We start from the raw sequence: 26,815 nt of genomic DNA on the forward strand, positions 1-26,815 counted from the left end.
CGTTCCGCACATCCTGTAAATGAAAGGAGGAGGAAGATGAAAAAATCGATACTGGGAATAGTATGTGTCATGTTATGTTTGAGTATTCCTTTAACGGCAGCAGCACAGCAGGTTTATTCGTGGGGGTTTAAACGCAGTGTAAATGGTGAGCAGCCGGATGCAGGTGCTGAGTATAATGAGGTACTGAAAAAGCATGACGCCTTTTATAAAGGGTCGCCGGATGAAAAGGTTGTGTATTTTACGTTTGACAACGGCTTTGAAAATGGCCACACGGAAAAGATCCTGGATGTGCTGAAAAAAGAAAAGGTTCCAGCCACGTTCTTTTTGACAGGTCATTACTTGGAAAGTGCAGAGCCGCTTGTGAAAAGAATGGTGAAGGAAGGGCATATTATCGGGAATCATTCATGGGGACATCCGAACTTTTCGACCATTTCAGAAGAGGCGATGAAAGAGGAATGGGCGAAGGTGAAAAAGATAACCGAAGAGCTGACAGGGCAGAAGGAGATGCACTATGTGCGTCCGCCTGAAGGAGTCTTCAACGAACGTTCCCTTGAAGTAGCAACAGAGGAAGGCTACACGCATGTGTTCTGGTCGCTCGCCTGGGTGGACTGGTATCACGAAAAGCCGCGTGGCGGGGACGTTGCCTACAACGAAATCATGAAGCAGCTGCATCCCGGAGCGGTGATCCTTTTGCACACCGTTTCAAAGGATAATGCAGACGCGATTGAGCGTGTCATTAAGGATATGAAGAAGCAGGGTTATAAGTTCGAGTCACTGGATCATTTGACTGGAAAGAAGAGCTGAGTAAATGATTGAGAGCCACTCTTTGAGGGTGGCTTTTTTAAATTTGGGGGTGTAGTGCGAATTGTACTGTTCCGGTCTGTTTTTCAATCGATTCAAAAATTAATTGTTCTGTTTCAAATTTTATATGTAATGAATCAGGTTTTTATTGTATCGTTACACGTCAAAATCGGATTTTTTGTCATGTTCCCCAACTGATTTTACTCGTTCAAAGTGGCTAATTGTATCGTTTCAAAAAAGGAATGTATCGTTTCTCTATTTTCCCTCCATCCAGATGCTATACTAATTCAAAAAGGATGAATCACAGATGTGGCATGAAGAAGTAGAAATAGCAGGACCTTACGACTTCGACCGCGTACTTGAGCGGATGAGTCTCGATCCTTTAGTGAAAATGAATAAAGAAACGCGTACACTCTTTCTTCCGTTTAAAGAAGAGAAGAAGCAGGTTGTGATAATACAGTTTACCGGAACGAAAGAGAAGCCGTCTTTTCGCATTTCAGTTAAGGATCATCACGATCAAGCAGTTGCTTTTGCCAAGCATATCCTGCAAATCGACAAAGGCCTCCATCCCATTAGCGACCATTTCAAAAAAACGAATCTTGCCAGTGTATTTGAGGAGCATGCAGGAACACCGCTTGTTCTGGAGCCGTCTCCATACAGTGCCCTGTTAAAAAGTGTGATTCATCAGCAGCTGAATATGAGCTTTGCGGCTACATTGACGAAGCGGTTTGTGACGACTTTTGGTGAAGAGATCAATGGTGTGTGGTTTTATCCGGAGCCGGAAATCGTCGCTGCGATCGAACCGGAACAGCTGAGAGCGCTGCAGTTCAGTCAGCGGAAAGCCGAATACGTGATCGGGATTGGTCAAAAGGTGGTATCCGGTGAGCTCGATTTTCATGCTCTTGAAGAGAAATCAGATGAAGAAATCATCAAAGAATTAACCGCGATTCGCGGAATTGGCCCATGGACCGCGCAGAGTGTGCTATTATTTGGTTTTGGACGTATGGATATTTTTCCGATGGGTGACATTGGCATCCAGAACGCGTTGAAGAAACATTTTGAATTACAGGATAAGCCCGCAATAGAGCAGATGGTGGAGTGGCAAAAGGACTGGTCTCCTTATTTAAGCTATGCCTCCCTTTATTTGTGGCGGAGCATAGAAACAGGGAAGTGACGGAATGAAACAGATCGATATACAGGTAAAGCAGGAATTTCCGCTGACGATTAAGCGTCTCGGAATAAATGGAGAAGGTGTCGGTTATTTCAAAAAGCAGGTTGTGTTCGTACCGGGTGCGCTGCCTGGCGAAGAAATTGTCGCTGAAGTAACGGATGTCAGACCAAATTTTGCCCAGGCAAAAATCAAGACGATCAGAAAACCTTCACCGGATCGCGTGGAAGCACCATGTCCGGTTTATGAAGCATGTGGAGGCTGTCAACTGCAGCATGTCACATATGAGCAGCAGCTTGCGTTTAAAAAAGACCTCATCCATCAGGCGATTGAGCGTCATGCAAAGGACTTGTTGGACGTTCCGGTTAAAAACACGATTGACATGGAAGATCCGTGGCACTACCGGAATAAGAGTCAGTTCCAGACAGAGAAAAAGGGGAAGAAGGTCGTGGCTGGTCTTTACAGCATGAATTCCCATCAGCTCGTGGATATTAAGGAATGTATCGTGCAGCGCAAGGAAACGAATAAAGCAACGCAGGTTGTGAGAAAGCAGCTTGAAAAGCTTGAGATTCCAATTTATAACGAGCGTACGAAAAACGGTGTCATCAGAACGATTGTTACACGGGTTGGCGTTGAAACGGGTGAGGTGCAAATCGTGCTGGTGACAGCAACAGACGACCTGCCTCATAAAGACAAGCTGATCCGCAACCTTGAGACGAAAATGCCTGAAGTGAAGTCGATTATGCAAAATGTTAATCCATCTTCAACGTCAGTCATTTTCGGTAAGAAAACGATCCTGCTGTCAGGGAAAGAAACGATTGCTGAAAAGATGAATGAATTTACGTATCACCTTTCAGCGCGTGCGTTTTTCCAGCTGAATCCGACGCAGACGATCAAGCTGTACGATGAAGTAAAAAAAGCAGCGGACATGACAGGTAAAGAAAAGCTCGTTGACGCTTACTGCGGTTCAGGCACAATCGGACTCTGGTTATCAAAAGGAGCATCAGAGATCCGCGGCATGGATGTGGTGAAGGAATCTATTCTTGACGCCAGAAGAAACGCAGAACAGCATGGCGTAAAAAACTTTGATTACCAGACAGGTACAGCAGAGGAATGGATGTTCAAATGGCAAAAAGACGGCTTTAAGCCTGACGTCGTTGTTGTCGACCCACCAAGAACAGGTCTTGATGAAAAGCTGATCAGTACCATTCTTGCTGTGAAGCCGAAAACTTTTGTTTACACATCCTGCAACCCGTCAACACTTGCAAAGGATTTAAAGCTATTATCTAAAGCGTATAAAGTGGAATATATTCAGCCGGTTGATATGTTCCCGCAGACGAGTCAGGTTGAGAGTGTAACAAAGCTTGTGTTGAAGTAAGTGATTCATTAAATCTTAATCCCCTGGACACGGGTCCAGGGGATTTTCTTGTTCACCATAAAAGAGATTGAGAGAAAAAGTAGACACAAATGGAAGGTCTTGTTCATACTTAATTCAGATGATGTTATATCAAACTTAAGTCGATTCACGAATTTTACATAAACCAAAACACACCATACTTTAACAACCAAAATAACTTCAACGAAACGGAGTGACATCAATGCCTTTTACCATCGTCAGACAGGACATTACAAAGCTGAAAGTGGATGCGATTGTGAATGCTGCCAATACGGCGCTGCAAATGGGTGGCGGGGTTTGCGGGGCGATTTTTAAAGCGGCTGGATCGTCAGCGCTTCAGGCTGCCTGTGATCAGCTCGCTCCAATCAAAACGGGTGAGGCTGTGATCACGCCGGGCTTTGAACTGCCGGCAAGGTTTATTATCCATGCGGCAGGCCCTGTATATAAGGAATCTGAGAAAAAGCAGAGTGAACAGCACCTGCGGCATGCTTACTTTAATTCACTGGAGCTTGCAGTCCAAAATGGGTGTGAAAGCATTGCGTTTCCGCTTATTTCAAGCGGTATTTACGGTTATCCGAAGGGTGAGGCGCTAAAGGTGGCAACGGCTTCTATTCAGGATTTTCTTATGGATCATGAACTGGATGTCACGCTCGCTGTGTTTGATAAGTCGGCGTTTACGATCAGCAGTGAGCTGATGGGTGAGGTCGACAGCTATATCGATGAACATTATGTTGAGGAATACACCACTTCAAAACGCAGGCTGCTTAAGCTGGAACAGCAGTCTATTTATGAAATGGAGGATAGGCTGGAAGACAAGGAAATTCAGTTTAACAGCGCGATGCCGATTGATGAATGGGTTGAGAATCTGGATGAGCCGTTTTCGGTTGCGCTGCTTAAAAAAATTGATGAAAAGAAGAAAACGGATGTAGAGGTTTATAAGCGTGCGAACATTGACCGAAAGCTGTTTTCAAAGATCAGGACCGGCAAAGGATATGTGCCAAGCAAGAAAACGGTCATCGCACTCGCAGTAGCGCTTGAACTTTCCCTGGACGAAACAAATGATCTCCTGAAAAAGGCGGGTTACGCATTATCCCACAGCCATAAATTCGATGTCATTATTGAGTACTTTATCACCAGCGGTAAGTACGATATTTTTGAGATTAATGAGGTGCTGTTTAAATACGACCAGGCACTTTTAGGCAGCTGAACACTTCACTTATCAATGTCGCTTTTAAAGCGACCGCTCATTTTTAAAAACCCGGTATCCTTAAGTCATCACAAAGCTTAAGGAGGACACAGTAATGAAAAAGGGATTAACTGAATTAGTTTTTATCATGGATAAGAGCGGGTCAATGAGCGGCCTCGAAAAAGATACGATTGGCGGCTACAATGCGATGCTTCATAAGCAGCGGAAGGTAGAGGGGGAGTGCCGTCTGACGACTGTGCTGTTTAATGACGGTTATGAGCTGCTTCATGATCGGAAGGATATCAGACAGGCACATGAAATAACGGAAAAGGAATACAGGGTAGGCGGGTCAACAGCATTGCTGGATGCCATTGGCCGGACGATTGACACGATTAGTGTTTCACAAAAATACGCGGCCGATCATGAGCGTGCTGAAAACGTCTTGTTTGTCATCATCACAGATGGCGAGGAAAACAGCAGCCGGGAATATTCTTCTGCAAAGGTGAAGGCGCAAATTGAATGGCATAAGGAGAAAGAAGGCTGGGAATTTATTTTTCTTGGTGCCAATATTGATGCCGTCCAGACAGCCGGCTGTTACGGTATCGCGCCGGAGCGGGCAGTTGATTATCTCGCTGACAGTGAGGGGACGGAGCTGAATTTTAAGGTCATGGACCAGACGGTTACCTCTTTTCGACAGGCTGGAAAGGTTGAAGCATCAAGCTTTGAGGATATCCAAAAGGATGTCAAAAATAGAGGAGACCGGAAGTGATAGGCGGGCCAATTTGTTTGAACTGTATAGAAATCGGATAAAAACAAATAGTGATGATAAAAGAGCCTGTCATTTATAGGCTCTTTTTTCTTTGAAAAGGTTGCCGTGAAGCGGATCGAAAACGCTTCAATACCCACATGTGTCGTGCGGTTTGATAAAATAAACAAGAGAAGCATGATGACACAGGTTAACATTGTAACCAGACTTGTATCGGAACGAACTGATACCTGCTGGAAGAGGAGGAATCGCATTGAGTATAAAGACCGAACAGGACGTTCTTGATTTGATTCAGAAACAGAAAACATTTTTTCACAGCGGTGTTACGAGAGACGTATCTTTTCGCATTAACCAGTTGAAAAGACTGCAGGATGCGATCAAAGAAAATGAACAGAAGATCCTGGATGCACTGAAAAAGGATCTTGGTAAAAATGAATTTGAAGCGTATGTGACTGAAATCGGGTTCACGTTGAAGAGTATTAAATCGATGATTAAAAACGTGAAGTCATGGTCCAAAACCGAAAAGGTAAAAACGCCGGTATTTCAGATGCCATCAAAAAGCTTTATTGTAAAAGAGCCGTATGGCAGTGTGCTCATCATTGGTCCGTTTAACTATCCGTTTCAGCTGTTGATTGAACCGCTGATCGGCGCAATGGCTGCCGGGAATTGTACGGTGCTGAAGCCTTCTGAAAGTACACCTGAAACCTCAGCAGTAGTAAGAGATATGGTGAGAGAGCACTTTGATCCGGCTTACATCACAGTTGTAGAGGGAGAAAAGGAAGAAACCTCCCTGTTGATCAATGCACCGTTTGATTATCTGTTTTTCACGGGCAGTGTGCCGGTTGGGAAAATCGTGATGGAGGCTGCTTCTAAAAACCTTGTACCCCATACGCTGGAGCTCGGCGGGAAAAGTCCTGTCATTATTGATGAGACGGCTGACCTTGAGAAAGCGGCACGCCGCATTATGTGGGGCAAACTGATTAATGCCGGACAGACGTGTATTGCACCGGATTATCTGGTGGTCCATGAGAGCGTGAAGAATGAGCTTGTGGAAAAGATGAAGCAGACTGTAAAGGAATTTTACGGTGAACAGATTCAGCAGAATCCGGAGTACGGGCGCATCGTGAATGAGAAACATTTTGACCGCCTCAAGGACATTCTTGAAAAAGACAGTGAAGCGATTGTCTACGGTGGTAACCATGACCGTTCGGATAAATTTATTGAGCCGACGATCCTTGATCAGGCAGACTGGTCATTTGCTGCGATGCAGGATGAGATTTTCGGTCCGATTCTACCCGTTTTAACGTATACGGATTTGAACGCTACAATTGAAATGATCAACAAACATCCAAAACCGCTTGCACTGTACGTATTTACGGAAAACAGCCGTACTGAAAATGAAGTGCTGTCACGTATTTCATTTGGCGGCGGATGTGTCAATGATACGCTGAGCCATGTATCCAATGAATATCTGCCGTTTGGCGGCGTGGGTCATTCTGGTGTGAATGCGTATCACGGAAAGCACAGCTTTGATACATTTACACACCGAAAGAGCATGATGAAAAAGAGTACGAAAGTTGATGTTAAGCTCGCTTTCCCTCCGTATAAAACAAGTCTTGATACAATTAAGAAACTGTTAGGATAAACAATCAGGCTGGAACAACTCGCTCTCGTCAGCGCAGGTTCCAGCCTTTTTCTAAATGGGGGTGGGGAAGTGAAAGCGTATATTGCGCAGTGGCTGGGATTGAACGAAAACCGGATTAAGCCGACGATTGGCGGTTACCAGAATCATGTCTACAAAGTTGAGCATGAGGGAAAGCCGCGCATCATCAGGCTGAGGCCACAAAGTCAACGTACAAAAAAAGAGATCAAAGAAGAACTGACTTTTATCCGTTTATTAAATGAACATAGCGTAAATGCGGCTGCACCAGTGCTGTTGAATGGTACTTTCATTCATGAACTTCGTATAGAGGATAAAGTCTATCATGCTGTCCTTTTTGAAAGGGCACCAGGGACACTGATGAGAGTCCTCGATAAAAGCTGGAACGATGACTTTTTCAGAAAGTGGGGGGCTTACATCGGCAGCATGCACCTTGTCTCTGATCAGATGAAGTCAGAAACGCTCCATCGTAGAAAGAGAACTGTCAGGGAACCGGATCCGGAGAACATCCTGTCAAAACTGCCGGAGGAATTTCGGGCATGGACATCAGAAAACCTGAAGCAGTTCACACAGACCCCGACTTCAAAGGAAACATACGGATTCATTCATCATGATTTTCACCAGGGGAATTTATTCGTTGATCGGGACTCCTTCACCGCCTTTGACTTTGATGATGCGATGATGGACTGGAAAATGTATGATCTCGCCGTCACCTTCTATCATGCGATCTGGCAGGGGAAATCGTTCCGTCCGGAGGAAAAAGGTTTGCCAAAACGATTGTATGAGGGACTTTTAAACGGATACGTTTCCGTTCATCCGCTGACTGATGAGATGGTCAGTCAGATGGAGCCTGCACTTGCGATCCGGGATGCATTTTTATATCCGGTCTTTTCGGAAAAATGGACGATGACAGACTGGCAGAAGACATTTTTAGCGGATATGGAAAACAGGCTGAGAGATGGGATACCATATATAGAAGAGAAAGAATACAAATAGCCCTGAGGTTAAGACTTGACCTCAGGGCTGGACGTTTATTTGTCATAAATCTCGCGCAGTGCATCATGCAGCAACGGGTATTTGAAGGTGAAGCCATGCTCCTCCAGTACCTTCGGCAGTACCTTTTGTCCTTCCAGTACAAGCGCACTTTTATCGCCGAGTGCAAGCTTCAGGGCAAATCCCGGAACCGGCATCCAGTGCGGGCGGTTTAACACCTTCCCAACCGTTTCACCGAATTCCTTCATCCGCATCGGGTTTGGAGCGGTCACGTTAAACGGCCCTTCAAGCTTTTCGTTTTCAATCGCAAACAGCACAGCGCGGGCAACATCCTCGTGGTGGATCCAAGACAGCCACTGTCTGCCGCTTCCAACCGTACCCCCGGCCATCATTTTATAAGGAAGAACGATATTCGGCAGCGCACCATCCTCTTTTCCTAAAATAATGCCAAAGCGTGCGCACGCAACCCGGACGCCTTCATCTTCCGCCAAAAGGGCTTTACGTTCCCAGTCAATGACGGTTTCGGCCAGAAAGTCTGTACCGCGTTCCTCGGACTTTTCTGTGTAGATTTTCGTTTCGGAAGCTGGATAACAGCCAATCGCGCTGGCGTTGATAAGTACGGAAGGAGGCTGATCCATGGAGCGGATGATTCGTAAAATCTCATCTGTCGCTTCCATCCGGCTGTCATAAATCTTCTGCTTCTGTTCCTCATTCCATCTGCCGTTATTGATTGATTCCCCGGCAAGGTTGACGATGGCGTGAATTTCCGGCAGTCCTTCTTCAGGTTTTGCACCGTCAGCCAGCCACTTCACATAAGTAACATTTGCTTTAGCCGGCTTATCCGGATTTCTTGTTAAAATAAATACTTTATGACCTTCATCTGTTAATAAGCGGGTTAGCGATCTCCCTGCAAAACCCGTTCCTCCACTGACAAGAATATTCATCGGGCATCCCTCCACATTTATCTACTCTACTATTTCCCTCTTTCTCTTATTAAAACCTTCTTTAAATGTGTTACAGTTTGAAAAGGAGGTGCTGTTCATGCCGGTTATCACGAAAATCACCAGACAGAAACGCAATGAAGAACGGTACAATATTTTTCTTGACGGTGTCTACGCATTCAGTGTGGATGAAGCAGTCCTTGTTCAGTATCAGCTGCAGAAAAATAAAGAGCTGACTGACTTTGATATCGGTGAAATTGAATATGAGGATGAAGTGCGTAAAGGCTTCAATAAAGCGCTTGTATACTTAAGCTACCGGATGCGTTCTGAAAAGGAAATCGAGGATCACCTGAAGGAGCAGGAGATGGGTGATGCTGCGATCAGTGAAACATTGCACAAGCTCAGACATTACGGCTATGTAAATGATCAGTCCTTTGCCCAGGCTTACTATAATACCCAGATCAATACAACGGATAAAGGGCCGATTCAAATAAAAAACGGATTGCGCGAAAAAGGTGTATCCAACGACATTATTGAGTCAATCATCAGCGAAACGCCCGAAGAAGAATGGAACGACCGCGCGATTGGCATCATGGAAAAGGTCGTGAAGAAAAACCAAAAGCTTTCCCCGCTTCAGATTAAAAAGAAAACGCAGGACACACTCAGCCGAAAAGGCTACAGCGGACAAACCGTTGCTTTTGTGCTGGCAAACCTGACCATCGAGCGGGACGAAGAGGACCAGAAGGCAGCCGTCCTCACCCAGGCCAAGAAAGCCCACAACAAATACAGCCGTAAATTCGAAGGCTTCGAATACGAACAAAAAATGAAGCAGACCCTTTACCGTAAAGGGTTTTCAATGGATGAGATCGAGTGGGCGATTGGGGAGTTGAATGATAACGAGGATATGGATTAGATGAAAATAGACCACACCCATCGCTTTGTTGCGAGCAATAGGTGTGGTCTGTTTTGTTTTAAGAAAAGGTTAGGTCATATGGCCTGATTTTGCGAAGCCCGGGCAAAATTTTGTGAACCGCTGCCCGGATACTTTGAAACACATCGATTATTTTACGGACCAGCCACGAAATCTTGAGAACGTCAGCCGAAATCCTGCGAACCAGCCAGGCTCTCATCCTAACTCCTAACTCCGCCCGTCAAACTTCAATCTCATCCTCATCCCACATCCGCTTAACAATCACTTCGGCGACTTCCTTCGGTGAGCGCATCTTCCCCGGATTTTTCACGTGATCCGACTCATCCCAAAACGGTGTATTCATTCCACCCATATAGGCACGGACAACGCGAATGCCAGCTGGCTCAACTTCTTTTGCTAGGCTTTCCGAGAATCCGCGAAAAGCAAATTTTGATGCCACGTAGCCTGATTCATTTACTTTACCGCGTAAGGCAGCAGTGGAAAGAATATTTAAAAACGTACCTTTTCCGGCGGCTTTCATCTCCGGTAAAAGGACCTTCGTCAGCAGCATCGGCCCCTTGACGTTCGTCTTAAACATTTCATCCCATTCATCCGGTTGTGCTTCATTGAGTGGGCCAAAATGACCGACCCCTGCATTGTTGACAACGAGCTCAACGGGAAGGAGGTCTTGTGACTTCAACTGTTTATAAAGTTTCTCGAGATCCTCTTCTTTTGTAATATCGCATCGTATCGCAGTCCCGCTGATCTCCGCAGAAACTTCGTTTAGCAGCGCTGCACGTCTGCCGACAAGTACAATATGATAATCATTGCTTAACAGCTTTGCGAGTTCTTTTCCAAGGCCTGTTCCGGCACCTGTGATGATGGCAGTTGGCTTCATGTAACATCCCACTTTCAATAGATAATCTTTTCTGCTTGAGTCTAACATATCTGACGGTTTGTTTCGCTGATACTTTCGTTTATACTTTGAATGAGGTGTTGAATCATGACAACAGAAAAACGCTACAGTACAATGACTGAGCAGGAATTAAAACAGGAAATTGCCACATTAAAAGAAAAGGCGCGTAAAGCTGAACAGCTGGGGATCGTCAATGAATTTGCTGTGCTTGAACGTAAGGCGATTATGGCAGAAGCCTATTTATTAAACCCGAAAGATTTTAAAAAGGGAACGGTTTATGCGATTAAGCACGATCCGGGTGTGTATTTTAAAATAGATTATCTGAATGGTGTGTTTGCCTGGGGGTACCGTCTTGGCGGCGAGAAGGAGCTTGAGGCACTTCCGATTTCGTTATTGGAGCAGTCATCGAAAGGAGGAGAAGCCTGATGGATCATCAAAGAGATGAACTCATCCAATTATTGCGCTCGAAAGATACAAATATTTCATACGAAAAAGCAGGCATGCTGATTGATCTGCTGAAAGAGGATTTCGAGGCAACTTACGCTAAAGCGGGATATGAATATCAGGGACAGGAAATGGCTCAGCGCGTGGTGGAACAATGGATTCAAAGCTATGGGGGAAGAATTCATGAAATTGCGGCGATGAACGAAAGGTATGCGGCCATTCTAAGCGGCGATGATGATGTAAAGCAGTAAATATCACAATGAAAAAGGGGCCTCCATCGCTGGAATGCCCCTTTGGTTATTCGTTAGGAAGAAAATCGAGTTTCTTCTGTAACTTTTCTTCACTGAAGATCCAGCCGGTGTAAGAGCTTAGAATAGCAAACTCTTTGTCCATTTGGACAACGGCTACAAATGGATAGTGGTCGTTACTGCGGTATCTCAGGTCAATAAAACGCACTTCATACTGATCATCGCTTTCAACGAGCTCCCAGCGGTACAGTGGTGAGAACGACAGAAAAGCTGAAACATTTTTATCCGTTTTTGCTTTAGCAAAAATCTCATTGTCCGGAACGGATTTACGCTTAAACTTATCATAAATCGTAACAGAACGTCCGTAGGCTCTCCCTACATAAAAATGTTCCTTTGTTTCGGCCGCAATACGCCACTGATAGAACCGGATCGTTGGCGCAATGATCACGTTTTCTGCATCCGGAATCCGTTTTCTGATTGAAGATCGGACAGCTGACTGGAGCATAAACCTGATGACATAGTAGCCGGCGATAATGGCGTACATGATCAGAAATGTCGGGACCGGATCAGCGCCGAATCCCCAGATCATGAGGCCGATTACATGAATACCAAAGATAATCGGATCAAACGTATTGATCACACCAAGTGCAACCCATTTAGAAGAAAATGGACGTAAAGCCTGGGTGCCATAGCTGTTAAAAATATCGACAAACACATGAAGAAAAACAGCTAAAAATGTCCAGAGCCAAAGGTGAAGCAGGTTGGCTTCCGGGAAAAACGGATAAATCGCTGCCGTAATGGCAATCGGCCAGAGCATAACAGCCGGAATGGAGTGTGTGATTCCTCTATGGTGCCGGATATAAACAGCATTGTTTCGAAGTTTCAAAACTGTATCTGCGTCCGGTGCCTGAGATCCTATGACAACGGCGATCAGAACGCTTTGTGCTGTTGCGGGGTCATTTGCGACGACAGGATCAATCGCTGCAAGTCCGCCGATTGCAAACCCCATGACGATATGGGTTCCTGTATCCAAGACAACCCCTCCCTTCCTGATGTAAAGTCTATGTTTTCATTATTATTGCTCATATCGGACTGATCTTGCAATAAGAAATCGGTCTGTTTTTCGCAGATGTGCCCGGGGTATATGGGACATCGCTTCTAGAATAAGCCCAGTCCCAATACTTATATTCCCCCATATAACGTGAACTAACATAAAGGATGGATAATTGTGAATGAAGAACTAAAAAACCAGCTGCATAAAACAGACGTTGCCCAGTTTCAGACTAATCTGATCGGATGGTTTGAAAAAGAAATGCGTGACCTGCCGTGGCGTGAGAATCAGGACCCTTACCGTGTCTGGGTTTCTGAAATTATGCTGCAGCAAACGAGAGTGGATACCGTCATCCCTTATTTTAACCGGTTCATGGAACAATTTCCTACTGTTCAGGCCTTGGCAGAAGCGCCGGAGGAAAAGGTGTTAAAGGCATGGGAAGGGCTTGGGTATTATTCCAGAGCCCGTAACCTTCAGGCTGCTGTCAGAGAAGTTCATGAAAATTATGCAGGTGTGGTTCCTGATACGCCTGAAGCAATCTCAACATTAAAGGGAGTAGGACCATATACAGCCGGTGCCGTACTCAGTATTGCCTATAACCGTCCCGAGCCTGCGGTAGATGGAAATGTAATGAGGGTGTTATCCAGAATACTATCTATTTGGGACGATATCGCAAAACCTTCCACAAGAAAAATCTTTGAACAGGCAGTGAGACACTTAATTTCAAAAGATAACCCGTCTTACTTTAACCAGGCGATGATGGAGCTCGGCGCGATTGTCTGTACGCCAACGTCGCCATCATGCCTGTTATGTCCGGTTCAGGAACATTGTGAAGCATTCAGGCAGGGAACCCAGCGAGAGCTGCCGGTAAAAACGAAAAAGAAATCATCAAAAGTCATTGAGCTTCTGACTGCCATCGTTCAAAATGAAAAGGGTGAGGTACTGGTGACACAGCGTCCGGAGCAGGGACTGCTTGCAAACCTGTGGGAGTTCCCAAGCTTTGAAAAGCTGCCTGAATCAGAAACGGCTCAGCAAACCGTACAATTCCTTCATTCGGATTTTTACATTGAAGCAGAAGTCAAGGACACGGAATGGATGAAGCAGGATCACATTTTTACGCACCTGGTTTGGAAAATGAATGTGGTTACAGCGGAATCACTCATTCCACAAACCACACTTCCTGAAAAAACTGAGTGGGCCTCATTAGAGAGGATTCACGAACTGGCGATGCCGGTTTCACACAGAAAGATAGCAAATGAATGGATAAAACGTCACAAGGAGAGAGACAAATGACTAATAAAGTAGCGTTAGTAACGGGAAGCAGCCGTGGAGTAGGAAAAGCAACAGCCATTGCACTGGCTAAAGAAGGATACGACATTGTCATTAACTACGCACGCAGTAAAGGAGCGGCGCAGGAAACAGCTGCTGAAATTGAAGCGCTTGGCCGCAAAGTGCTGATTGTTCGAGCAAATGTTGGAGATAACGAAAAGATCAAGCAAATGTTTGAACAGATCAAAGACCATTTCGGAAGACTTGATGTATTCATCAATAATGCTGCATCCGGTGTACTCCGCCCCGCGATGGAGCTTGAGGAATCTCACTGGAACTGGACAATGAATATTAACAGTAAGGCACTGCTGTTCTGTGCTCAGGAAGCGGTCAAGCTGATGCCGGAAGAAGGCGGAAAAATCGTCAGCATTTCTTCGCTCGGATCGATCCGCTACCTCGACAATTACACGACAGTCGGCGTTTCTAAAGCCGCGCTCGAAGCCTTAACACGTTACCTTGCTGTAGAACTTGCGCCAAAGAAAATTGTGGTAAATGCCGTTTCAGGCGGTGCGATTGATACAGAAGCACTGACTCATTTTCCGAATCGAGAAGAGCTGCTTGAAGATGCGAGAAGCAAAACACCTGCAGGCCGTATGGTAGAAATCGATGACATCGTCAAGACCATTAAATTCCTCGTATCAGACGATTCATCGATGATTTGCGGCCAGACCATCATCGTGGATGGCGGCCGTTCACTGCTCGTGTAAATCATGAATAATTCTCACCCGAAACGGTCATATTAATGTTCGTGGAGGTGAGAAAACCATGAAAAAGCAAACAAACAAAACACAAACAGGTACAAACGTTGAAGAAGTACAAAAGCAAAATGCTGCTGGACAATACGGTGCTGAATTTGCATCAGAAACAAATGCTGCAGAAGTAAAAAGACAAAACCAGCAATCAGAAAGCAAAAAGAACCAGCCTGCAAACAACAAGCAATCACGCTAACATCAAAAGAAGCTGACAGTCACTCACTGTCAGCTTCTTTTTAGTACTTTGCAGTCTCAAAACACAGTCGCTTCTTATGTCGAACACTCTCCGTCATCCGACAAAACTAGTCAAAGGGATTCGAAATCAAAAGTGGAATCACTTATACTCAGGAGGGATTTCACCATGAACTTATTCAAAGAAAAAGTACATCAGCAAATGGAAATCGCAGAGGAGCTTCTTTATCTGTACGCTGAAAAAGAAAAGAAGAAAAAAATGATGGATTTTTTAGCGTCGATGAACATTGAGGAATCTGCTGAACATATTGGCTACCAGCTGAGAGAGCTTGATCAGAAACTCAAACACGTGCAGGAAATGTTTGATAAAAGAATGAACGAAGTAATCGAGTCATACCACACCAAACCTGATTTGTGACTAAGAAAGATCATCCTTTAAACTTAAAAAAACCGGGCAGGACATATCCTCCGCTTTCCGTGGCCGGGCGGTGAACCCCTTGTGCTCCGCACAATGGTTTCACCTGACCCTTTCCGCCACAGGAGTCTCCGGATATGTCCTGCCCTATTGATTGTGAATGACCAGCTGATTTTACACAGACTATAGTGATGGCTTGTTCAGATTAAAATCAACTTATAAACAACTAGTTAACCCTCATTAAAATCCATGTAGTTCTTGGTATCAGTTGTTGAACTTTCAATGATTTATTAACCAGCTTTATCTTGAGCATGTTTTTCACACTCTTTTGACTAAATAAATTCTAAGAACTACTTAGAATTGGTTCACCGGTCGAGAATTCATCAGAGGGCTTGACTCACCCGAAGACTCCTGCGGCAGTGAAGCGACAGGTGAGACAGTGTAGTGCGGAGCACTAGCTGGCTCACCGCGCGGCCATGGAAAAGCGGAGGCGGGTGTTTAGGGACGTACAAACTGGACCGGTCCCGACGGAGATAAAGGAAACACAGCGAACATAGTGAGCTGATGTTGACTTATCGGACGAGGGGACGGGAAGTTTGCTAGTCCCTGCCCGTCGGAGCTAGACAAAGGAAAGCGAAGGGTGAGTCAAGCCCGGTTTTATCTTCAATACTCAAAAGAGTCACCCGTATTCGTCCGGGTGGCTCTTTTATTATGAAAAGGGTATAATGGGACAATACATACATGAGCGGACCTGTATACAGTACAGGAAAATGTAAATCACGCAGTTAAAGGCAGGAGATGGAGGATGACGCTACCAGTTGAAGGGCAAAGTATTCAAATTCACAGCTATAAGCATGATGGACTTATACACCGGGTCTGGCAGGAAACGACTGTTCTGAAAGGGACGCGTAATATTGTCATTGGCGGTAATGACCGGACGATCGTCACTGAATCGGACGGGCGAACCTGGCTGACGCGTGAACCGGCGATCTGTTATTTCCATGCTGAGCACTGGTTTAATATTATTTGTATGCTCCGTGAAGACGGGGTTTATTATTACTGCAACATAAGTTCTCCCTTCGTATTCGAAGATGGCGCTTTAAAGTACATTGATTATGACCTTGATATTAAGGTATATCCGGATATGTCCTATACACTTCTTGATGAGGATGAGTATGAGGAGCACCGTAAGCTGATGGGCTACCCGAATGTGATTGACCGCATCCTGCAGCGTAATGTGGATAAACTGATTCGCTGGATTAAGCAGAGGCGCGGACCGTTTGCGCCAGATTTCATTGATGTATGGTACAGCAGATATCTGTTTCAGAAGAGATATCGTTTAAAAGAATAATGAGTTATTTTTCCTGTTGAGCTTCAACAGGTTTTTTCATGGTTGAAAGAGAGGGATTTTGATGGATAGTATCAAAAGATATATGAAATTTGTCGCACCTTATAAATGGCAAATCATTTTCACGCTTATTATTGGTGTGATTAAGTTTGCGATTCCGCTGCTGATCCCGGTTTTAATCCAGTATGTAATTGATGATATAATCGGCGGTAATATGACAACGGATGAGAAGCTGAACCAGCTCTACTGGCTGATCGGGGGAGCCATGGTTCTGTTTGTTATCTTGAGACCGCCTGTGGAGTATTACCGTCAGTATTTTGCGCAGTGGACAAGTAATAAGATTCTATTCGATATACGCGACCAGCTGTTTTCTCATTTGCAAAAGCTGAGCTTTAAGTACTACGCCAATACGCGTGCAGGAGAAGTCATTTCCCGGGTAATAAATGATGTCGAACAGACTAAGAACTTTGTCATGACGGGTCTGATGAACCTTTGGCTTGATATTGCAACGATTTTGATAGCGGTTGCGATTATGATGTCATATGATGTAAAGCTGACGCTTGTTGCACTGATTGTGTTTCCTTTTTATGCATTTTCAGTTCAGTTTTTCTTTGGCAGGCTGCGTTCTCTTACACGCTACCGTTCACAGGCACTCGCTGAAGTTCAGGGGTATCTGCATGAACGTGTACAGGGAATGAGTGTGATTAAAAGCTTTGCCGTGGAACCGCATGAACAGAAAAATTTTGATAAGAAAAACGGCAACTTTCTTAATAAAGCCATCGATCAGACGAAGTGGAATGCAAAAGCATTTGCTGTAGTAAATACAATCACAGATATTGCGCCGCTCATCGTCATCGGCTATGCGGGCTATAATGTGATCAATGGAGACCTTTCCCTTGGTGTGATGGTCGCCTTTATTGCTTACGTCGAGCGTCTATACAATCCGTTGAGAAGACTCGTGAACAGCTCAACCACACTTGTACAGTCGATTGCCTCGATGGACCGTGTATTTGAACTCGTAGATGAAAAGTATGATGTGGATGACAAACCAAACGCCAAAGAAGTAAAAAATGTACGTGGTGACGTGTACTTTGATCATGTCTCATTTGCCTACGATGAAAATGAAGAAGAGGTATTAAAGGATATTCACCTGCACGTAAAACAGGGTGAAACCATTGCATTCGTTGGAATGAGTGGTGGAGGTAAATCAACAATTGTCAGCCTCATTCCGCGATTTTACGATGTGACGAAAGGGCGCGTACTGCTTGATGGAACGGATATCCGTGATGTTCAGGCGAGAAGCCTGCGAAACCAGATCGGAATGGTGCTGCAGGACAATATTCTGTTCAGTGAATCCGTCATGATGAATATTAAAATGGGAAATCCCGATGCATCGGATGAAGAAGTGATTGCGGCTGCGAAAGCGGCTAATGCACACGACTTTATCATGGATCTGCCTGAGGGCTACCATACAAAAGTGGGTGAACGTGGTGTGAAATTATCCGGTGGACAGAAACAGCGCGTTGCGATTGCGCGTGTCTTCCTTAAAAATCCGCCGATTCTCATTATGGATGAAGCCACGTCCGCACTTGACCTTGAGAGTGAACACCTGATTCAGGAATCCATTGAAAAACTCGCAAAAGACCGTACCACCTTTATCGTGGCACACCGGTTATCAACGATCACACATGCTGACCGTATTATCCTGATTAACCATGGGAAAATCGCCGAAAGCGGTACGCACGCACAGCTCATGCAGAAACAGGGTCTTTACTATAACCTGTTTCAGGTACAGCAGCTGGGGGATTAGAAGTCTAAAATATATTTCGTAATTAAAAAGCGATCAGATATCCATCATGTCTGATCGCTTTTTTCTAAATATTATATTAAAGTATTCTGCTGAAAATATATAATTCATTATAAAGGGCAGGAGGTATCCGTAGACTCCTGTGGCGGAAAGGGACAGGTGAACCCCTTGTGCGGAGCACAAGGGGTTCACCGCCCGGCCACCAAGAAAAGCGGAGGAGACTCGTCCAGCCCCGACAAGCATAAGGCGAAGATGAAAAGAGGGCTGATTTTCGCCCTCGTTCAGCTTTGACTTATGACCTCGAGGGGCTAGTCGCCGCAGCTAGACAAAGGAAAGCGAAGGATACCTCCTGCCCGGTTTATATCATAAAATTATTCCGCATCCCGCTCAGGTAAAACGATTTCCTTGTCGTCCTGATGGTAGGATTGCATGCTGGCAATCAGCGTGTCGAGGTGGGATAAATGCTCCTCATATTCAAGCATTGATGACAAAACGTGCAGAAGGTGGTATCCGCTGCTATCTTCTTCATCTCTTGCTTTATTAACTTCCTCCATAAAAATATCCGTCAATTCCTTATGGTTCATACACGTATGATTCAGCTGTTCATTTTCATTAACCGGCTTAATTTTACCGGCAAAACGAAGCAGCAGCTGTTCGTGATAGCTCATGAGGCAGTCAAGCTGCTCCTGGATGATCAGCTGTAAGGCTTCAGGCACGTGGCTGATATCATTTTCAAAACGGTGCAGTCGCTTCAGGATATCAAAGCTTCTGCGCATGGTGGAAATCATCTGGCGGTAGACTACAAGTTTCCTTGTTTTTGCTACGGAATTTGTTTTAATAATTCCACGTTCTTCTTTGTATAAAAGGTAAATCTGATCGATTTTTATTAAGCGCTCTTTAAATTTTTCAATATCCTTCTTTAACAGCTGGTGCTCTGTGGCACGTCGGGTACTTAATCTGATCCATTTAATCATGTCGTCTGTTGTAGTGGAAATTTTATAGAATAATTTCGTTTCATACTTAGGCGGGATGAAGATCAGGTTGACTAAGAAAGATGATAAGACCCCTAGCATAATGGCAGTAAATCGTAATAGAGCGAATGTGATGAAGTCTTCGTTCTGAACTTCCATGATGGCGATCAGTGTTACGAGTGCAAGGCCGATTGTTGTTTCGATCCGCAGTTTTAGAATAATTGTAATCGTTATAACTGCTGCAAAGCCGATCACAACGACATGATTTCCGAACAATAGAACGAAAATAACGGCAACGGCTGCACCGATGACATTCGCCTGGATATGTTCCAGTATAGAAACGAATGACCGGTATATAGTCGGCTGAACAACGAATGCTGCTGCGATTCCGGCAAATATAGGAGATGGCAGTGAGAGCAGTTCAGCTAAATACAGAGCAAGGACGATGGCAATTCCCGTCTTTAAGACGCGGGCTCCTAGCTTCATCGTAAAATTGAGTCCTTTCTTGGCGTAATTCACGTTATTATTGCCAGGAACTTGTGCCTGGCAATAGTAGTAATATACATTGGATAGATGTGGACTGCAAGAGAAATTATCAAGAATTTTTTATGATGAAAAAGGAGGCGTTTTCACTGGGAAAACACCTCTTTTATTCGAGCAAAGCTTAAGGATTGTGCAGGAAACATCCATATATATTTTCTGTAATTCACCGAATTGTGGTTTTATACAATTCAAAGGGACTGACTCATCCGTAAACATCGGAGCGAAGGATGAGTCAGTCCCGGTTTTTCTTTCTCACAATTCATAGGTGATTTATAGTTTTGAAAAAGCGTAATCTACGGCTTTTAGTGTTTGTTCAATATCTTGTTCCGTGTGTTCAGTGGTAAGAAACCAGGCTTCGTATTTGGATGGGGCAAGGTTGATTCCCTGTTCGAGCATGAGTTTGAAGAAGCGTGCGAAGGTTTCGCCATCGGTTGCTTCGGCCTGTTCGTAGTTAACAACCTTTTCATCCGTGAAGTAGATGGTCAGTGCACCTTTTAATCGGTTGATGGTAATGGTCACATCATGTTTTTTGGCAGAAGAGAGAATGCCTTCTTCAAGAATAGCCCCGAGGCGGTCCATTTCTTCGTAAACGCCAGGCTGTTTTAATACTTCAAGGCAGGCAATACCGGCCTGGATGGAAGCAGGATTTCCGGCCATTGTTCCGGCCTGATAAGCAGGTCCAAGCGGTGCGATCTGTTCCATAATGTCTACGCGTCCGCCATAAGCGCCGATCGGAAGGCCGCCGCCGATGATTTTGCCCATTGCGGTTAAGTCCGGTTTTACATTTAACAGATCCTGTGCACCGCCATACATAAAGCGGAATGCTGTAATGACTTCATCGTAAATGACAAGTGAGCCAGCTTTGTGTGCGAGCTCATTAATCTGCTCAAGAAACCCTTCTTTTGGTTCAACAATGCCGAAGTTTCCGACAATCGGTTCAACGAGAACACCGGCGATTTCATCTCCCCATTTATCAAGCGCTTCTTTAAATGGCTCAATTTCATTAAATGGAACGGTAATCACTTCGCTTGCAATGTTTTTTGTCACACCTGCTGAATCAGGCGTTCCTAAAGTAGAAGGACCGGATCCGGCAGCTACAAGTACAAGGTCAGAGTGCCCGTGATAGCAGCCTGCAAATTTAATGATTTTATCTCGTCCGGTATAAGCGCGTGCCACCCGGATTGTCGTCATAACCGCTTCCGTTCCGGAGTTGACGAAACGGACTTTTTCCATTGCGGGCATTGCTTCCTTCAGCATCTTGGCGAATGTCACTTCATGTTCAGTCGGCGTTCCGTAAAGAATCCCATTTTCAGCGGCGTGCTGAATCGCTTTTGTAATATGAGGGTGGGCATGACCGGTAATAATCGGTCCGTATGCTGCCAGATAATCTATGTATTTATTTCCGTCGACATCCCAGAAATAAGCGCCTTTTCCGCGCGCCATTGCAACAGGCGAGCCCCCTCCAACAGCTTTATAAGAACGGGACGGGCTGTTCACGCCCCCAACGATATGTTTAAGTGCTTCCTGATGAAGCTTTTCTGATTGTGTATGGTTCATCTGTATTTCCTCCCAGTCATTGCGTCTCCCGTATTGTAATATGCTGAATAATAATCTGCAAACGGAGGGATTTTACAGATGGGAATGCTGATACTGACTTTGGTTACTCTGATCATGGCTCTTTCTGTAAGAGTTTTGCTTACACTGCCGTGGGAAGGGTATATTTTTTCACTGAAAAACTTTCTGCATCTCTCTTATGTATACGGTGTTCTGTTATTAGGATTTGCTTCAATTTATACCATATTGGTCATAGAGGGGATTGAAGCAGCTGTACCGGTAGAGGAAGAGGGCTTCTGGCCACTCTTTTTATTAATGCTTTATTTCAGCGCGATGATGCTGTTCTCAGTAGGTAACGGTGAAATTGTACCGGTTGGAGCAGGAAGGCTGATTGCCGCACTTTCAGCTTTTATTGGGCACATACTTCCGGTAACAGTCGTCTGGACCATCATCGCAAAATCAGACGAGCAGACTTTTGAAAAGTAGCCCGATGTCCTGTATGCTACAACTACAATATTAATGGGAGGTTGAATCATGAAAATTGGCGAAAAAGCACCCGATTTTACATTGCAAACCCAGGACGGGGAATCAGTATCATTATCTGATTTTCTGGGCAAAAAACAGGTCGTTCTTTATTTCTATCCAAAAGATATGACACCAGGCTGTACGACCCAGGCATGCGATTTCAGAGATCACCACGAATCATTTGCAGATCTCGACGCAGTCATTCTCGGCGTCAGCCCGGATCCACAGGACAAACATAAGAAATTCGTGGACAAGCACGACCTGCCATTCAGCCTGCTGGTTGATGAAGATCATAAAGTGGCAGAGCAATACGGTGTCTGGACACTAAAGAAAAACTTCGGCAAGGAATACATGGGCATCGAACGCTCAACCTTCGCCATCGACAAAGACGGAACCCTGTTAAAAGAATGGCGCAAAGTCCGCGTTAAAGGGCACGTAGAAGAAACACTGGAGTTTTTAAGGAACAGATGATAAAAAATGCACCTTTTATAGGTGCATTTTTTATTAGGTGATGAAGTGGTATAGCATTACTTTTCTCTTGTCAGGAGCATTTACTGATTAGGATGTGCTAATCTATCAACAACATATCGGAATGCTATCAACAAATCCAACAGATTTCAGACATATTAATGATATCTTATTACCAAATTCCTGAGGGCCAGTGACATCCGAAGACTCCTATGGCGGAAAGGGTCAGGTGAAACCGGCTGTGCGAAGCGCAGGCGGGTTCACCGCCCGGCCATGGAAAGCGAAGGATGGCACTGGCCCGGTTAATTAATTCAAAGCTTATTTCCAATTATATTTATAATCATGCGAATATTGTTTTTATTGCGGATTTTACCATATGACTTTAAATTTCGACAAACCCTCTTTATAATAACGTTACCTGTCGTCAGGTGAATTGTTAGAAAATTAACATTTATTGAAAAGTAGGGGGATTTTATGGACACAGCTAAAAAGCGAGGATTTTTTACCAAAGGGCTTGATGGAATCGAGCGCGTTGGTAACAAGCTTCCTCACCCGGTCACGCTGTTTTTCCTTTTCGCTGCAATGGTTGTTTTAGCCTCAGCACTTGGATCAGCACTCGGCTGGACAGTTGAGAATGCTGAAGGAGAAGAGATCGCTGTTTTTAATCTCTTAAGCTCTGAAGGTATTCTGTATATGTTTGAATCAGCAGTAGGTAACTTTACCGGTTTTGCGCCGCTTGGTACCGTTCTTGTCACGATGCTTGGTATCGGGATCGCAGAACGCTCAGGGTTGATTTCAGCAGCCCTGAAAGCACTTGTTACCTCTGTACCGAAGCAGCTTTTAACTGCTGCACTGGTATTCGGCGGTATTATGTCTTCTATGGCAGCAGATGCCGGATATGTTGTACTTACGCCACTTGGTGCGGTGTTGTTCGCCGGACTTGGCAGACACCCGCTTGCAGGTCTTGCAGCAGCTTTTGCCGGTGTATCGGCTGGCTTCAGTGCAAACCTTCTCGTTACATCACTGGATCCACTACTTGGTGATCTTACCATCGCCGCTGCAGCAACGGTAGATCCTGCCTATGCAGAAGGCATGAATATTTTAATGAACTATTACTTTATGATTGCTTCTGTTGTGTTACTGACACTGGCGGGTACGTTCGTTACTGAAAAGATCGTTGAGCCTCGTCTTGGAACGTTTAAAGGTTCATTTGACGATGCTGAAGCAGAAGATATGAAGACGGTTCGTCCTGAAGAGAAAAAAGGTCTTTGGATGGCGCTTCTATCCATTATCGTTACAAGTGTATTAATTGCACTCCTTGTTGTCCCATCATGGGGACCGCTTCGTGCAGGTCTGCCGAATGATGAGATTCTAAATGCACCATTCTTCCAGACGCTAGTTCCGATTCTCTTTATCTTCTTCCTGATTCCTGGTCTTGTATATGGCCTGGTAACGAAGTCAATTAAAAATGATAAAGATATTGCAAACCAGATGGGCGATACAATGGCCACAATGGGAATGTACATTGTGCTTGCGTTCGCAGCCGGTCAATTTGTTGCCTATTTCAATACTAGTAACATTGGACAGATTTTTGCATACAATGCCGCTGGCTGGTTAAGCAGTGCCGGATTAGAAGGGATGCTCCTTGTCCTTGCGTTTATGTTCGTAGTCGGAGTGATCAACCTGTTTATCGGAAGTTCTTCCGCTAAATGGGCCTTCATGGCACCTGTATTTGTACCAATTATGATGGACCTTGGTTATGCGCCTGAACTGACTCAAGTTCTTTACCGTATTGCAGACTCAACAACAAATATCATCTCTCCGCTAATGCCGTACTTCGCAATCGTCATTGCTTTTGCACAAAAGTATGACAAAAAAGTGGGGATTGGTACGTTAATTGCAACGATGATTCCTTATACGATTGTATTCTCAATCGTCTGGACGTTAATGCTACTTGTATTTATGTACACTGGCATTGATCTTGGTCCGGGTGCAAACATTTTCTACAATAATTAATAACTAGAAGTACTCTGTCGTTTCGGCAGAGTGCTTTTATTGTTCTGGAAGATTTGACAAACCATTAATCAGGCGAGTACACTAATTATAAGAATTATAAAGAAAGACTTTTTATAGAAAGAAGGTGCATGACGGTGTCAGAAGTGCAGTTAAGAGATGCATTAGATTCACTAAAAGGGACGGGCGTGCGTATCACCCCTCAACGTCATGCGATTTTGGAGTATCTGGTAGGCGCCATGTCACACCCGACAGCGGATGAAATTTATAAGGCTCTAGAAGGCAAATTTCCTAATATGAGTGTGGCAACAGTATATAACAATTTACGCGTCTTCCGTGAAGTGGGGCTAGTGAAAGAGCTCACCTATGGGGATTCTTCCAGTCGCTTTGATTTTGTGACAACGGATCATTATCACGCAATTTGTGAAGAGTGTGGAAAAATTGTAGATTTTCATTACCCGGGTCTGGATGAGGTGGAGCATCTTGCTTCTCACGTTACAGGCTTTAAAGTAAATAATCATCGTATGGAAGTATACGGCACGTGCCGTGATTGCGATGCAAAAAAAGAAGCCCACTAGAGGCTTCTTTTTTATGGAGAAAAGCTGAAAAAAGAAGCCATTGTTCAGGCTTCTTTATCAGCTGTAGTTTTCTTTTTCTTCTTATTGTAATCTTCGTTGAAGTCTTTTCCTTCAAGTTCAGGATCAAGTGTCAGCGGCTCGCGGCAGTGCATACACATATCCACACGCCCTAAAACCTTCGTTGGCTTATCGCAGTTCGGACACGTCACGACGACTGCCCGCGTGGAAAGCATACCAATCCAGAAATAGACGACCATACTGAACAGAATGGATAACATACCGAGTACAATAAAGATCAGCATGAAAATCGGATTATCTCTAAAGAAAATTCCACCGTACATAATTAAAACACCAAAGAAAATAAGTGCGAGTGCAAATGAACGGATTTTATTAATTTTATTTGAATAAGCTTTTGCCATGATTGTCCCTCCCGGACTTTTACTATATCATAGAAAACTGTCCATTAAAGTAAAAAAACGTGACGGATTATTTACGAATCAAATTTAAAGGAAATAGCAAGATCTTGTCGAAATAAATTCAGGACGGATTTAATTGAAGAAGGAGCTATTGCACATGGAAGATATTTTGCGCCCCATCTACCAGGAACGAGCCAGCCAGCCGAATACACTCGGCATTGTCATCATGGAAAAACGGGAAAAACAAAGTCCAATCACTGACACATTTGATACGATTCTCTTAATAGTAGTAAAAGAAGCGGAACATCCAGTTTTTATTAAACATTACACTTACGAGGATAGAAAAGCGGCTATGCACCTTGTAACAGAAAAGCAGTTGAACGAGTGGCTGCTGCTTGGAAGCAACAGAAAAATGGTTGAATGGTTACTGACGGGCAAGATCGTCTTTGACCGGAATGAGTATATCGACAACCTTCGAACGGAACTGAAGGATTTCCCTTTTTACGGTCGCAAGATTAAGATGGGAATCGAATTTGCAAAATTAATCAGAAGATATATGGATGGTAAAGCCTTCTTTGAAACGAGGCATTTTCTTGATGCATACAATCATGTCGTTCACTCACTGCATCATCTGGCACGGCTTGCTGTGATCGAAAATGGATTTCATCCTGAAGTTACTGTATGGAATCAGGTCAAACAGATTGAGCCTGAAATTTATAAGCTGTATGAAGAGCTAGTAAACAGTGAGGAAAGCATTGAAAAGAGACTGGAACTGTTATTCCTTGCTAGTGAATTTCTGATCCACTCCAGAACAGAAATCGGTGCCTCCCATTTGATTGGTATTATGAGTGACAAGAATGAGTGGAGCTTTCAGGAGCTGCAATTTCATCCGGAGATCTCTTACTATTCAGTAGACCTGGCAGTCATGATCGAATTTCTGATTGAAAAAGGAACAGTGAAGACAAGAGCCGTGGAAACAAAGGGTAAAGGGATTTATCACCGCTACTATTTTATTGAAGACTAAGTTTAATCGCATGAAGAAGGCAGGACAACGCCGATGCACGATGTGTCCTGCCTTTCACATTGCTAATCGAAGGACATCAGAACCCTGAATCATCTGTTGCATCCATAAGAAAACATGCTTATTTTCTACGGGATTTAATTTTTTTAAAAAAAGTATTAAAAAAGGGTTGCTCTTTTGAGAAACTCTTGTTAAGATAATAAACGTCGCTGATGAGCGAAAACAAAAACGCTTCACAACAACAAAAAAAGTTGTTGACCTGACATAAAAAATTATGTTAGTATAAGAAAGTCGCTCGAGAGAGTGATGATTCATAAGAAGCACTGAACCTTGAAAACTAAACAACCAAACGTCAACGTTTAAGATTTTAAGTCTTTTTCGAATAAAAAAGACAATGAGCTTT

28 protein-coding genes are annotated in these 26,815 nt (G+C 44.3%); 21 read left to right on the forward strand and 7 right to left on the reverse strand.

Annotated elements, in window-relative coordinates:
- Positions 1–36 precede the first annotated feature (36 nt).
- The 7 genes from pdaA (at position 37) to E2491_RS04295 (ending at position 7,973) form a co-directional block, all read left to right on the forward strand.
- Positions 37–804 carry a delta-lactam-biosynthetic de-N-acetylase gene (pdaA, locus tag E2491_RS04265; protein WP_134373265.1) on the forward strand — a complete coding sequence of 256 codons (768 nt, stop codon included), beginning with the start codon at positions 37–39 and terminating at the stop codon, positions 802–804.
- Between the two features lie 304 nt (positions 805–1,108).
- The gene (locus E2491_RS04270) at positions 1,109–1,975 is read left to right on the forward strand and encodes a DNA-3-methyladenine glycosylase family protein (protein ID WP_134373268.1); all 867 of its coding nucleotides are present in this window, start codon (positions 1,109–1,111) and stop codon (positions 1,973–1,975) included.
- A gap of 4 nt (positions 1,976–1,979) precedes the next feature.
- A complete protein-coding gene (rlmD, locus tag E2491_RS04275) occupies positions 1,980–3,347 on the forward strand; it encodes a 23S rRNA (uracil(1939)-C(5))-methyltransferase RlmD (RefSeq protein ID WP_134373271.1) in 1,368 nt (455 codons plus the stop codon).
- A gap of 220 nt (positions 3,348–3,567) precedes the next feature.
- Complete coding sequence (locus tag E2491_RS04280; protein WP_134373274.1) at positions 3,568–4,572, forward strand: macro domain-containing protein; 1,005 nt, start codon at positions 3,568–3,570, stop codon at positions 4,570–4,572.
- Positions 4,573–4,666: 94 nt separating this feature from the next.
- Positions 4,667–5,320 carry a vWA domain-containing protein gene (locus tag E2491_RS04285; RefSeq protein ID WP_134373277.1) on the forward strand — a complete coding sequence of 218 codons (654 nt, stop codon included), beginning with the start codon at positions 4,667–4,669 and terminating at the stop codon, positions 5,318–5,320.
- A gap of 250 nt (positions 5,321–5,570) precedes the next feature.
- Positions 5,571–6,962 (forward strand): aldehyde dehydrogenase, encoded by a 1,392-nt coding sequence (locus tag E2491_RS04290; protein WP_134373280.1) that lies wholly within the window; start codon positions 5,571–5,573, stop codon positions 6,960–6,962.
- A gap of 69 nt (positions 6,963–7,031) precedes the next feature.
- Entirely contained in the window at positions 7,032–7,973 is a 942-nt protein-coding gene (locus tag E2491_RS04295) for a phosphotransferase enzyme family protein (RefSeq protein ID WP_166805782.1), read from the forward strand.
- A 35-nt stretch (positions 7,974–8,008) separates the two neighbouring features.
- On the opposite strand, the gene E2491_RS04300 is transcribed toward E2491_RS04295, so the two are convergent.
- A complete protein-coding gene (locus tag E2491_RS04300) occupies positions 8,009–8,914 on the reverse strand; it encodes a TIGR01777 family oxidoreductase (RefSeq protein ID WP_134373286.1) in 906 nt (301 codons plus the stop codon).
- 97 nt (positions 8,915–9,011) lie between these two features.
- On the opposite strand from E2491_RS04300, the gene recX reads away from it, so the two are divergent.
- A complete protein-coding gene (gene recX, locus E2491_RS04305; RefSeq protein ID WP_134373289.1) occupies positions 9,012–9,824 on the forward strand; it encodes a recombination regulator RecX in 813 nt (270 codons plus the stop codon).
- Between the two features lie 238 nt (positions 9,825–10,062).
- Here the strand turns inward: recX and E2491_RS04310 are convergent, their stop codons facing one another.
- Positions 10,063–10,719, reverse strand: coding sequence for an SDR family NAD(P)-dependent oxidoreductase (locus E2491_RS04310; RefSeq protein WP_134373292.1), 657 nt, complete (start codon positions 10,717–10,719; stop codon positions 10,063–10,065).
- Between the two features lie 105 nt (positions 10,720–10,824).
- On the opposite strand from E2491_RS04310, the gene E2491_RS04315 reads away from it, so the two are divergent.
- Complete coding sequence (locus E2491_RS04315) at positions 10,825–11,163, forward strand: YfhH family protein (RefSeq protein WP_134373295.1); 339 nt, start codon at positions 10,825–10,827, stop codon at positions 11,161–11,163.
- The gene (locus E2491_RS04320) at positions 11,163–11,432 is read left to right on the forward strand and encodes a YfhJ family protein (RefSeq protein WP_244093878.1); all 270 of its coding nucleotides are present in this window, start codon (positions 11,163–11,165) and stop codon (positions 11,430–11,432) included. Before E2491_RS04315 ends, E2491_RS04320 begins: the two co-directional genes overlap by 1 nt.
- Before the next feature lie 46 nt (positions 11,433–11,478).
- On the opposite strand, the gene E2491_RS04325 is transcribed toward E2491_RS04320, so the two are convergent.
- Positions 11,479–12,462 carry a metal-dependent hydrolase gene (locus tag E2491_RS04325; RefSeq protein ID WP_134373299.1) on the reverse strand — a complete coding sequence of 328 codons (984 nt, stop codon included), beginning with the start codon at positions 12,460–12,462 and terminating at the stop codon, positions 11,479–11,481.
- A gap of 195 nt (positions 12,463–12,657) precedes the next feature.
- On the opposite strand from E2491_RS04325, the gene mutY reads away from it, so the two are divergent.
- From mutY to E2491_RS04355, 6 genes are all read left to right on the forward strand, one after another.
- A complete protein-coding gene (gene mutY / locus E2491_RS04330; RefSeq protein WP_244093879.1) occupies positions 12,658–13,773 on the forward strand; it encodes an A/G-specific adenine glycosylase in 1,116 nt (371 codons plus the stop codon).
- The gene (gene fabL, locus E2491_RS04335; protein WP_134373301.1) at positions 13,770–14,516 is read left to right on the forward strand and encodes an enoyl-[acyl-carrier-protein] reductase FabL; all 747 of its coding nucleotides are present in this window, start codon (positions 13,770–13,772) and stop codon (positions 14,514–14,516) included. The genes mutY and fabL overlap by 4 nt, the downstream gene beginning before the upstream one ends.
- Positions 14,517–14,574: 58 nt before the next feature.
- On the forward strand, positions 14,575–14,757 hold the full coding sequence (locus E2491_RS04340; protein ID WP_134373303.1) for a gamma-type small acid-soluble spore protein: 183 nt from the start codon (positions 14,575–14,577) through the stop codon (positions 14,755–14,757).
- Between the two features lie 165 nt (positions 14,758–14,922).
- Entirely contained in the window at positions 14,923–15,171 is a 249-nt protein-coding gene (locus tag E2491_RS04345; RefSeq protein ID WP_134373305.1) for a YgaB family protein, read from the forward strand.
- Between the two features lie 802 nt (positions 15,172–15,973).
- Entirely contained in the window at positions 15,974–16,519 is a 546-nt protein-coding gene (gene ntdP / locus E2491_RS04350) for a nucleoside tri-diphosphate phosphatase (RefSeq protein ID WP_134373307.1), read from the forward strand.
- Between the two features lie 61 nt (positions 16,520–16,580).
- Positions 16,581–18,326, forward strand: a complete 1,746-nt coding sequence (locus E2491_RS04355; RefSeq protein ID WP_134373309.1) for an ABC transporter ATP-binding protein — start codon at positions 16,581–16,583, stop codon at positions 18,324–18,326.
- Between the two features lie 368 nt (positions 18,327–18,694).
- Here E2491_RS04355 and E2491_RS04360 read toward each other — a convergent pair whose 3' ends face one another.
- Positions 18,695–19,780, reverse strand: coding sequence for an FUSC family protein (locus E2491_RS04360; RefSeq protein WP_134373311.1), 1,086 nt, complete (start codon positions 19,778–19,780; stop codon positions 18,695–18,697).
- A gap of 327 nt (positions 19,781–20,107) precedes the next feature.
- Complete coding sequence (locus E2491_RS04365; RefSeq protein ID WP_134373313.1) at positions 20,108–21,394, reverse strand: glutamate-1-semialdehyde 2,1-aminomutase; 1,287 nt, start codon at positions 21,392–21,394, stop codon at positions 20,108–20,110.
- Between the two features lie 78 nt (positions 21,395–21,472).
- Between E2491_RS04365 and E2491_RS04370 the strand changes: the two genes are divergently transcribed.
- The 4 genes from E2491_RS04370 to perR all read left to right on the forward strand — a co-directional run bounded on the left by E2491_RS04370 (position 21,473) and on the right by perR (position 24,975).
- The gene (locus E2491_RS04370) at positions 21,473–21,877 is read left to right on the forward strand and encodes an ion channel (RefSeq protein WP_134373315.1); all 405 of its coding nucleotides are present in this window, start codon (positions 21,473–21,475) and stop codon (positions 21,875–21,877) included.
- A gap of 48 nt (positions 21,878–21,925) precedes the next feature.
- The gene (gene bcp, locus E2491_RS04375; protein WP_134373317.1) at positions 21,926–22,387 is read left to right on the forward strand and encodes a thioredoxin-dependent thiol peroxidase; all 462 of its coding nucleotides are present in this window, start codon (positions 21,926–21,928) and stop codon (positions 22,385–22,387) included.
- Between the two features lie 471 nt (positions 22,388–22,858).
- Positions 22,859–24,400 carry an AbgT family transporter gene (locus tag E2491_RS04380; RefSeq protein WP_134373319.1) on the forward strand — a complete coding sequence of 514 codons (1,542 nt, stop codon included), beginning with the start codon at positions 22,859–22,861 and terminating at the stop codon, positions 24,398–24,400.
- Positions 24,401–24,528: 128 nt separating this feature from the next.
- A complete protein-coding gene (perR, locus tag E2491_RS04385; protein ID WP_134373321.1) occupies positions 24,529–24,975 on the forward strand; it encodes a peroxide-responsive transcriptional repressor PerR in 447 nt (148 codons plus the stop codon).
- Between the two features lie 44 nt (positions 24,976–25,019).
- Here the strand turns inward: perR and E2491_RS04390 are convergent, their stop codons facing one another.
- A complete protein-coding gene (locus E2491_RS04390) occupies positions 25,020–25,394 on the reverse strand; it encodes a YgzB family protein (protein WP_134373323.1) in 375 nt (124 codons plus the stop codon).
- A 154-nt stretch (positions 25,395–25,548) separates the two neighbouring features.
- Here E2491_RS04390 and E2491_RS04395 point away from each other — a divergent pair, with 154 nt between their 5' ends.
- A complete protein-coding gene (locus tag E2491_RS04395) occupies positions 25,549–26,415 on the forward strand; it encodes a nucleotidyltransferase-like protein (RefSeq protein ID WP_134373325.1) in 867 nt (288 codons plus the stop codon).
- Between the two features lie 54 nt (positions 26,416–26,469).
- Here E2491_RS04395 and E2491_RS17595 read toward each other — a convergent pair.
- A partial coding sequence (locus E2491_RS17595; protein WP_208528035.1) for a hypothetical protein occupies positions 26,470–26,815 on the reverse strand: 346 nt, incomplete at its 5' end.

The organism is Jeotgalibacillus sp. R-1-5s-1 (assembly GCF_004405105.1).
Taxonomy (GTDB): Bacteria; Bacillota; Bacilli; order Bacillales; family Jeotgalibacillaceae; genus Jeotgalibacillus.

Bases quoted from the DNA above. Each gene is read 5' to 3' on its own strand.
- E2491_RS04310 (WP_134373292.1), bottom strand. From the start codon at position 10,719: ATGAAGCCAACTGCCATCATCACAGGTGCCGGAACAGGCCTTGGAAAA.
- rlmD (WP_134373271.1), top strand. From the start codon at position 1,980: ATGAAACAGATCGATATACAGGTAAAGCAGGAATTTCCGCTGACGATT.
- E2491_RS04280 (WP_134373274.1), top strand. From the start codon at position 3,568: ATGCCTTTTACCATCGTCAGACAGGACATTACAAAGCTGAAAGTGGAT.
- E2491_RS04315 (WP_134373295.1), top strand. From the start codon at position 10,825: ATGACAACAGAAAAACGCTACAGTACAATGACTGAGCAGGAATTAAAA.
- fabL (WP_134373301.1), top strand. From the start codon at position 13,770: ATGACTAATAAAGTAGCGTTAGTAACGGGAAGCAGCCGTGGAGTAGGA.
- E2491_RS04300 (WP_134373286.1), bottom strand. From the start codon at position 8,914: ATGAATATTCTTGTCAGTGGAGGAACGGGTTTTGCAGGGAGATCGCTA.
- E2491_RS04380 (WP_134373319.1), top strand. From the start codon at position 22,859: ATGGACACAGCTAAAAAGCGAGGATTTTTTACCAAAGGGCTTGATGGA.
- E2491_RS04285 (WP_134373277.1), top strand. From the start codon at position 4,667: ATGAAAAAGGGATTAACTGAATTAGTTTTTATCATGGATAAGAGCGGG.
- E2491_RS04345 (WP_134373305.1), top strand. From the start codon at position 14,923: ATGAACTTATTCAAAGAAAAAGTACATCAGCAAATGGAAATCGCAGAG.
- ntdP (WP_134373307.1), top strand. From the start codon at position 15,974: ATGACGCTACCAGTTGAAGGGCAAAGTATTCAAATTCACAGCTATAAG.
- recX (WP_134373289.1), top strand. From the start codon at position 9,012: ATGCCGGTTATCACGAAAATCACCAGACAGAAACGCAATGAAGAACGG.
- E2491_RS04270 (WP_134373268.1), top strand. From the start codon at position 1,109: ATGTGGCATGAAGAAGTAGAAATAGCAGGACCTTACGACTTCGACCGC.
- E2491_RS04360 (WP_134373311.1), bottom strand. From the start codon at position 19,780: ATGAAGCTAGGAGCCCGCGTCTTAAAGACGGGAATTGCCATCGTCCTT.
- E2491_RS04370 (WP_134373315.1), top strand. From the start codon at position 21,473: ATGGGAATGCTGATACTGACTTTGGTTACTCTGATCATGGCTCTTTCT.
- E2491_RS04395 (WP_134373325.1), top strand. From the start codon at position 25,549: ATGGAAGATATTTTGCGCCCCATCTACCAGGAACGAGCCAGCCAGCCG.
- E2491_RS04340 (WP_134373303.1), top strand. From the start codon at position 14,575: ATGAAAAAGCAAACAAACAAAACACAAACAGGTACAAACGTTGAAGAA.
- E2491_RS04365 (WP_134373313.1), bottom strand. From the start codon at position 21,394: ATGAACCATACACAATCAGAAAAGCTTCATCAGGAAGCACTTAAACAT.
- E2491_RS04320 (WP_244093878.1), top strand. From the start codon at position 11,163: ATGGATCATCAAAGAGATGAACTCATCCAATTATTGCGCTCGAAAGAT.
- E2491_RS04355 (WP_134373309.1), top strand. From the start codon at position 16,581: ATGGATAGTATCAAAAGATATATGAAATTTGTCGCACCTTATAAATGG.
- pdaA (WP_134373265.1), top strand. From the start codon at position 37: ATGAAAAAATCGATACTGGGAATAGTATGTGTCATGTTATGTTTGAGT.
- E2491_RS04390 (WP_134373323.1), bottom strand. From the start codon at position 25,394: ATGGCAAAAGCTTATTCAAATAAAATTAATAAAATCCGTTCATTTGCA.
- bcp (WP_134373317.1), top strand. From the start codon at position 21,926: ATGAAAATTGGCGAAAAAGCACCCGATTTTACATTGCAAACCCAGGAC.
- perR (WP_134373321.1), top strand. From the start codon at position 24,529: ATGACGGTGTCAGAAGTGCAGTTAAGAGATGCATTAGATTCACTAAAA.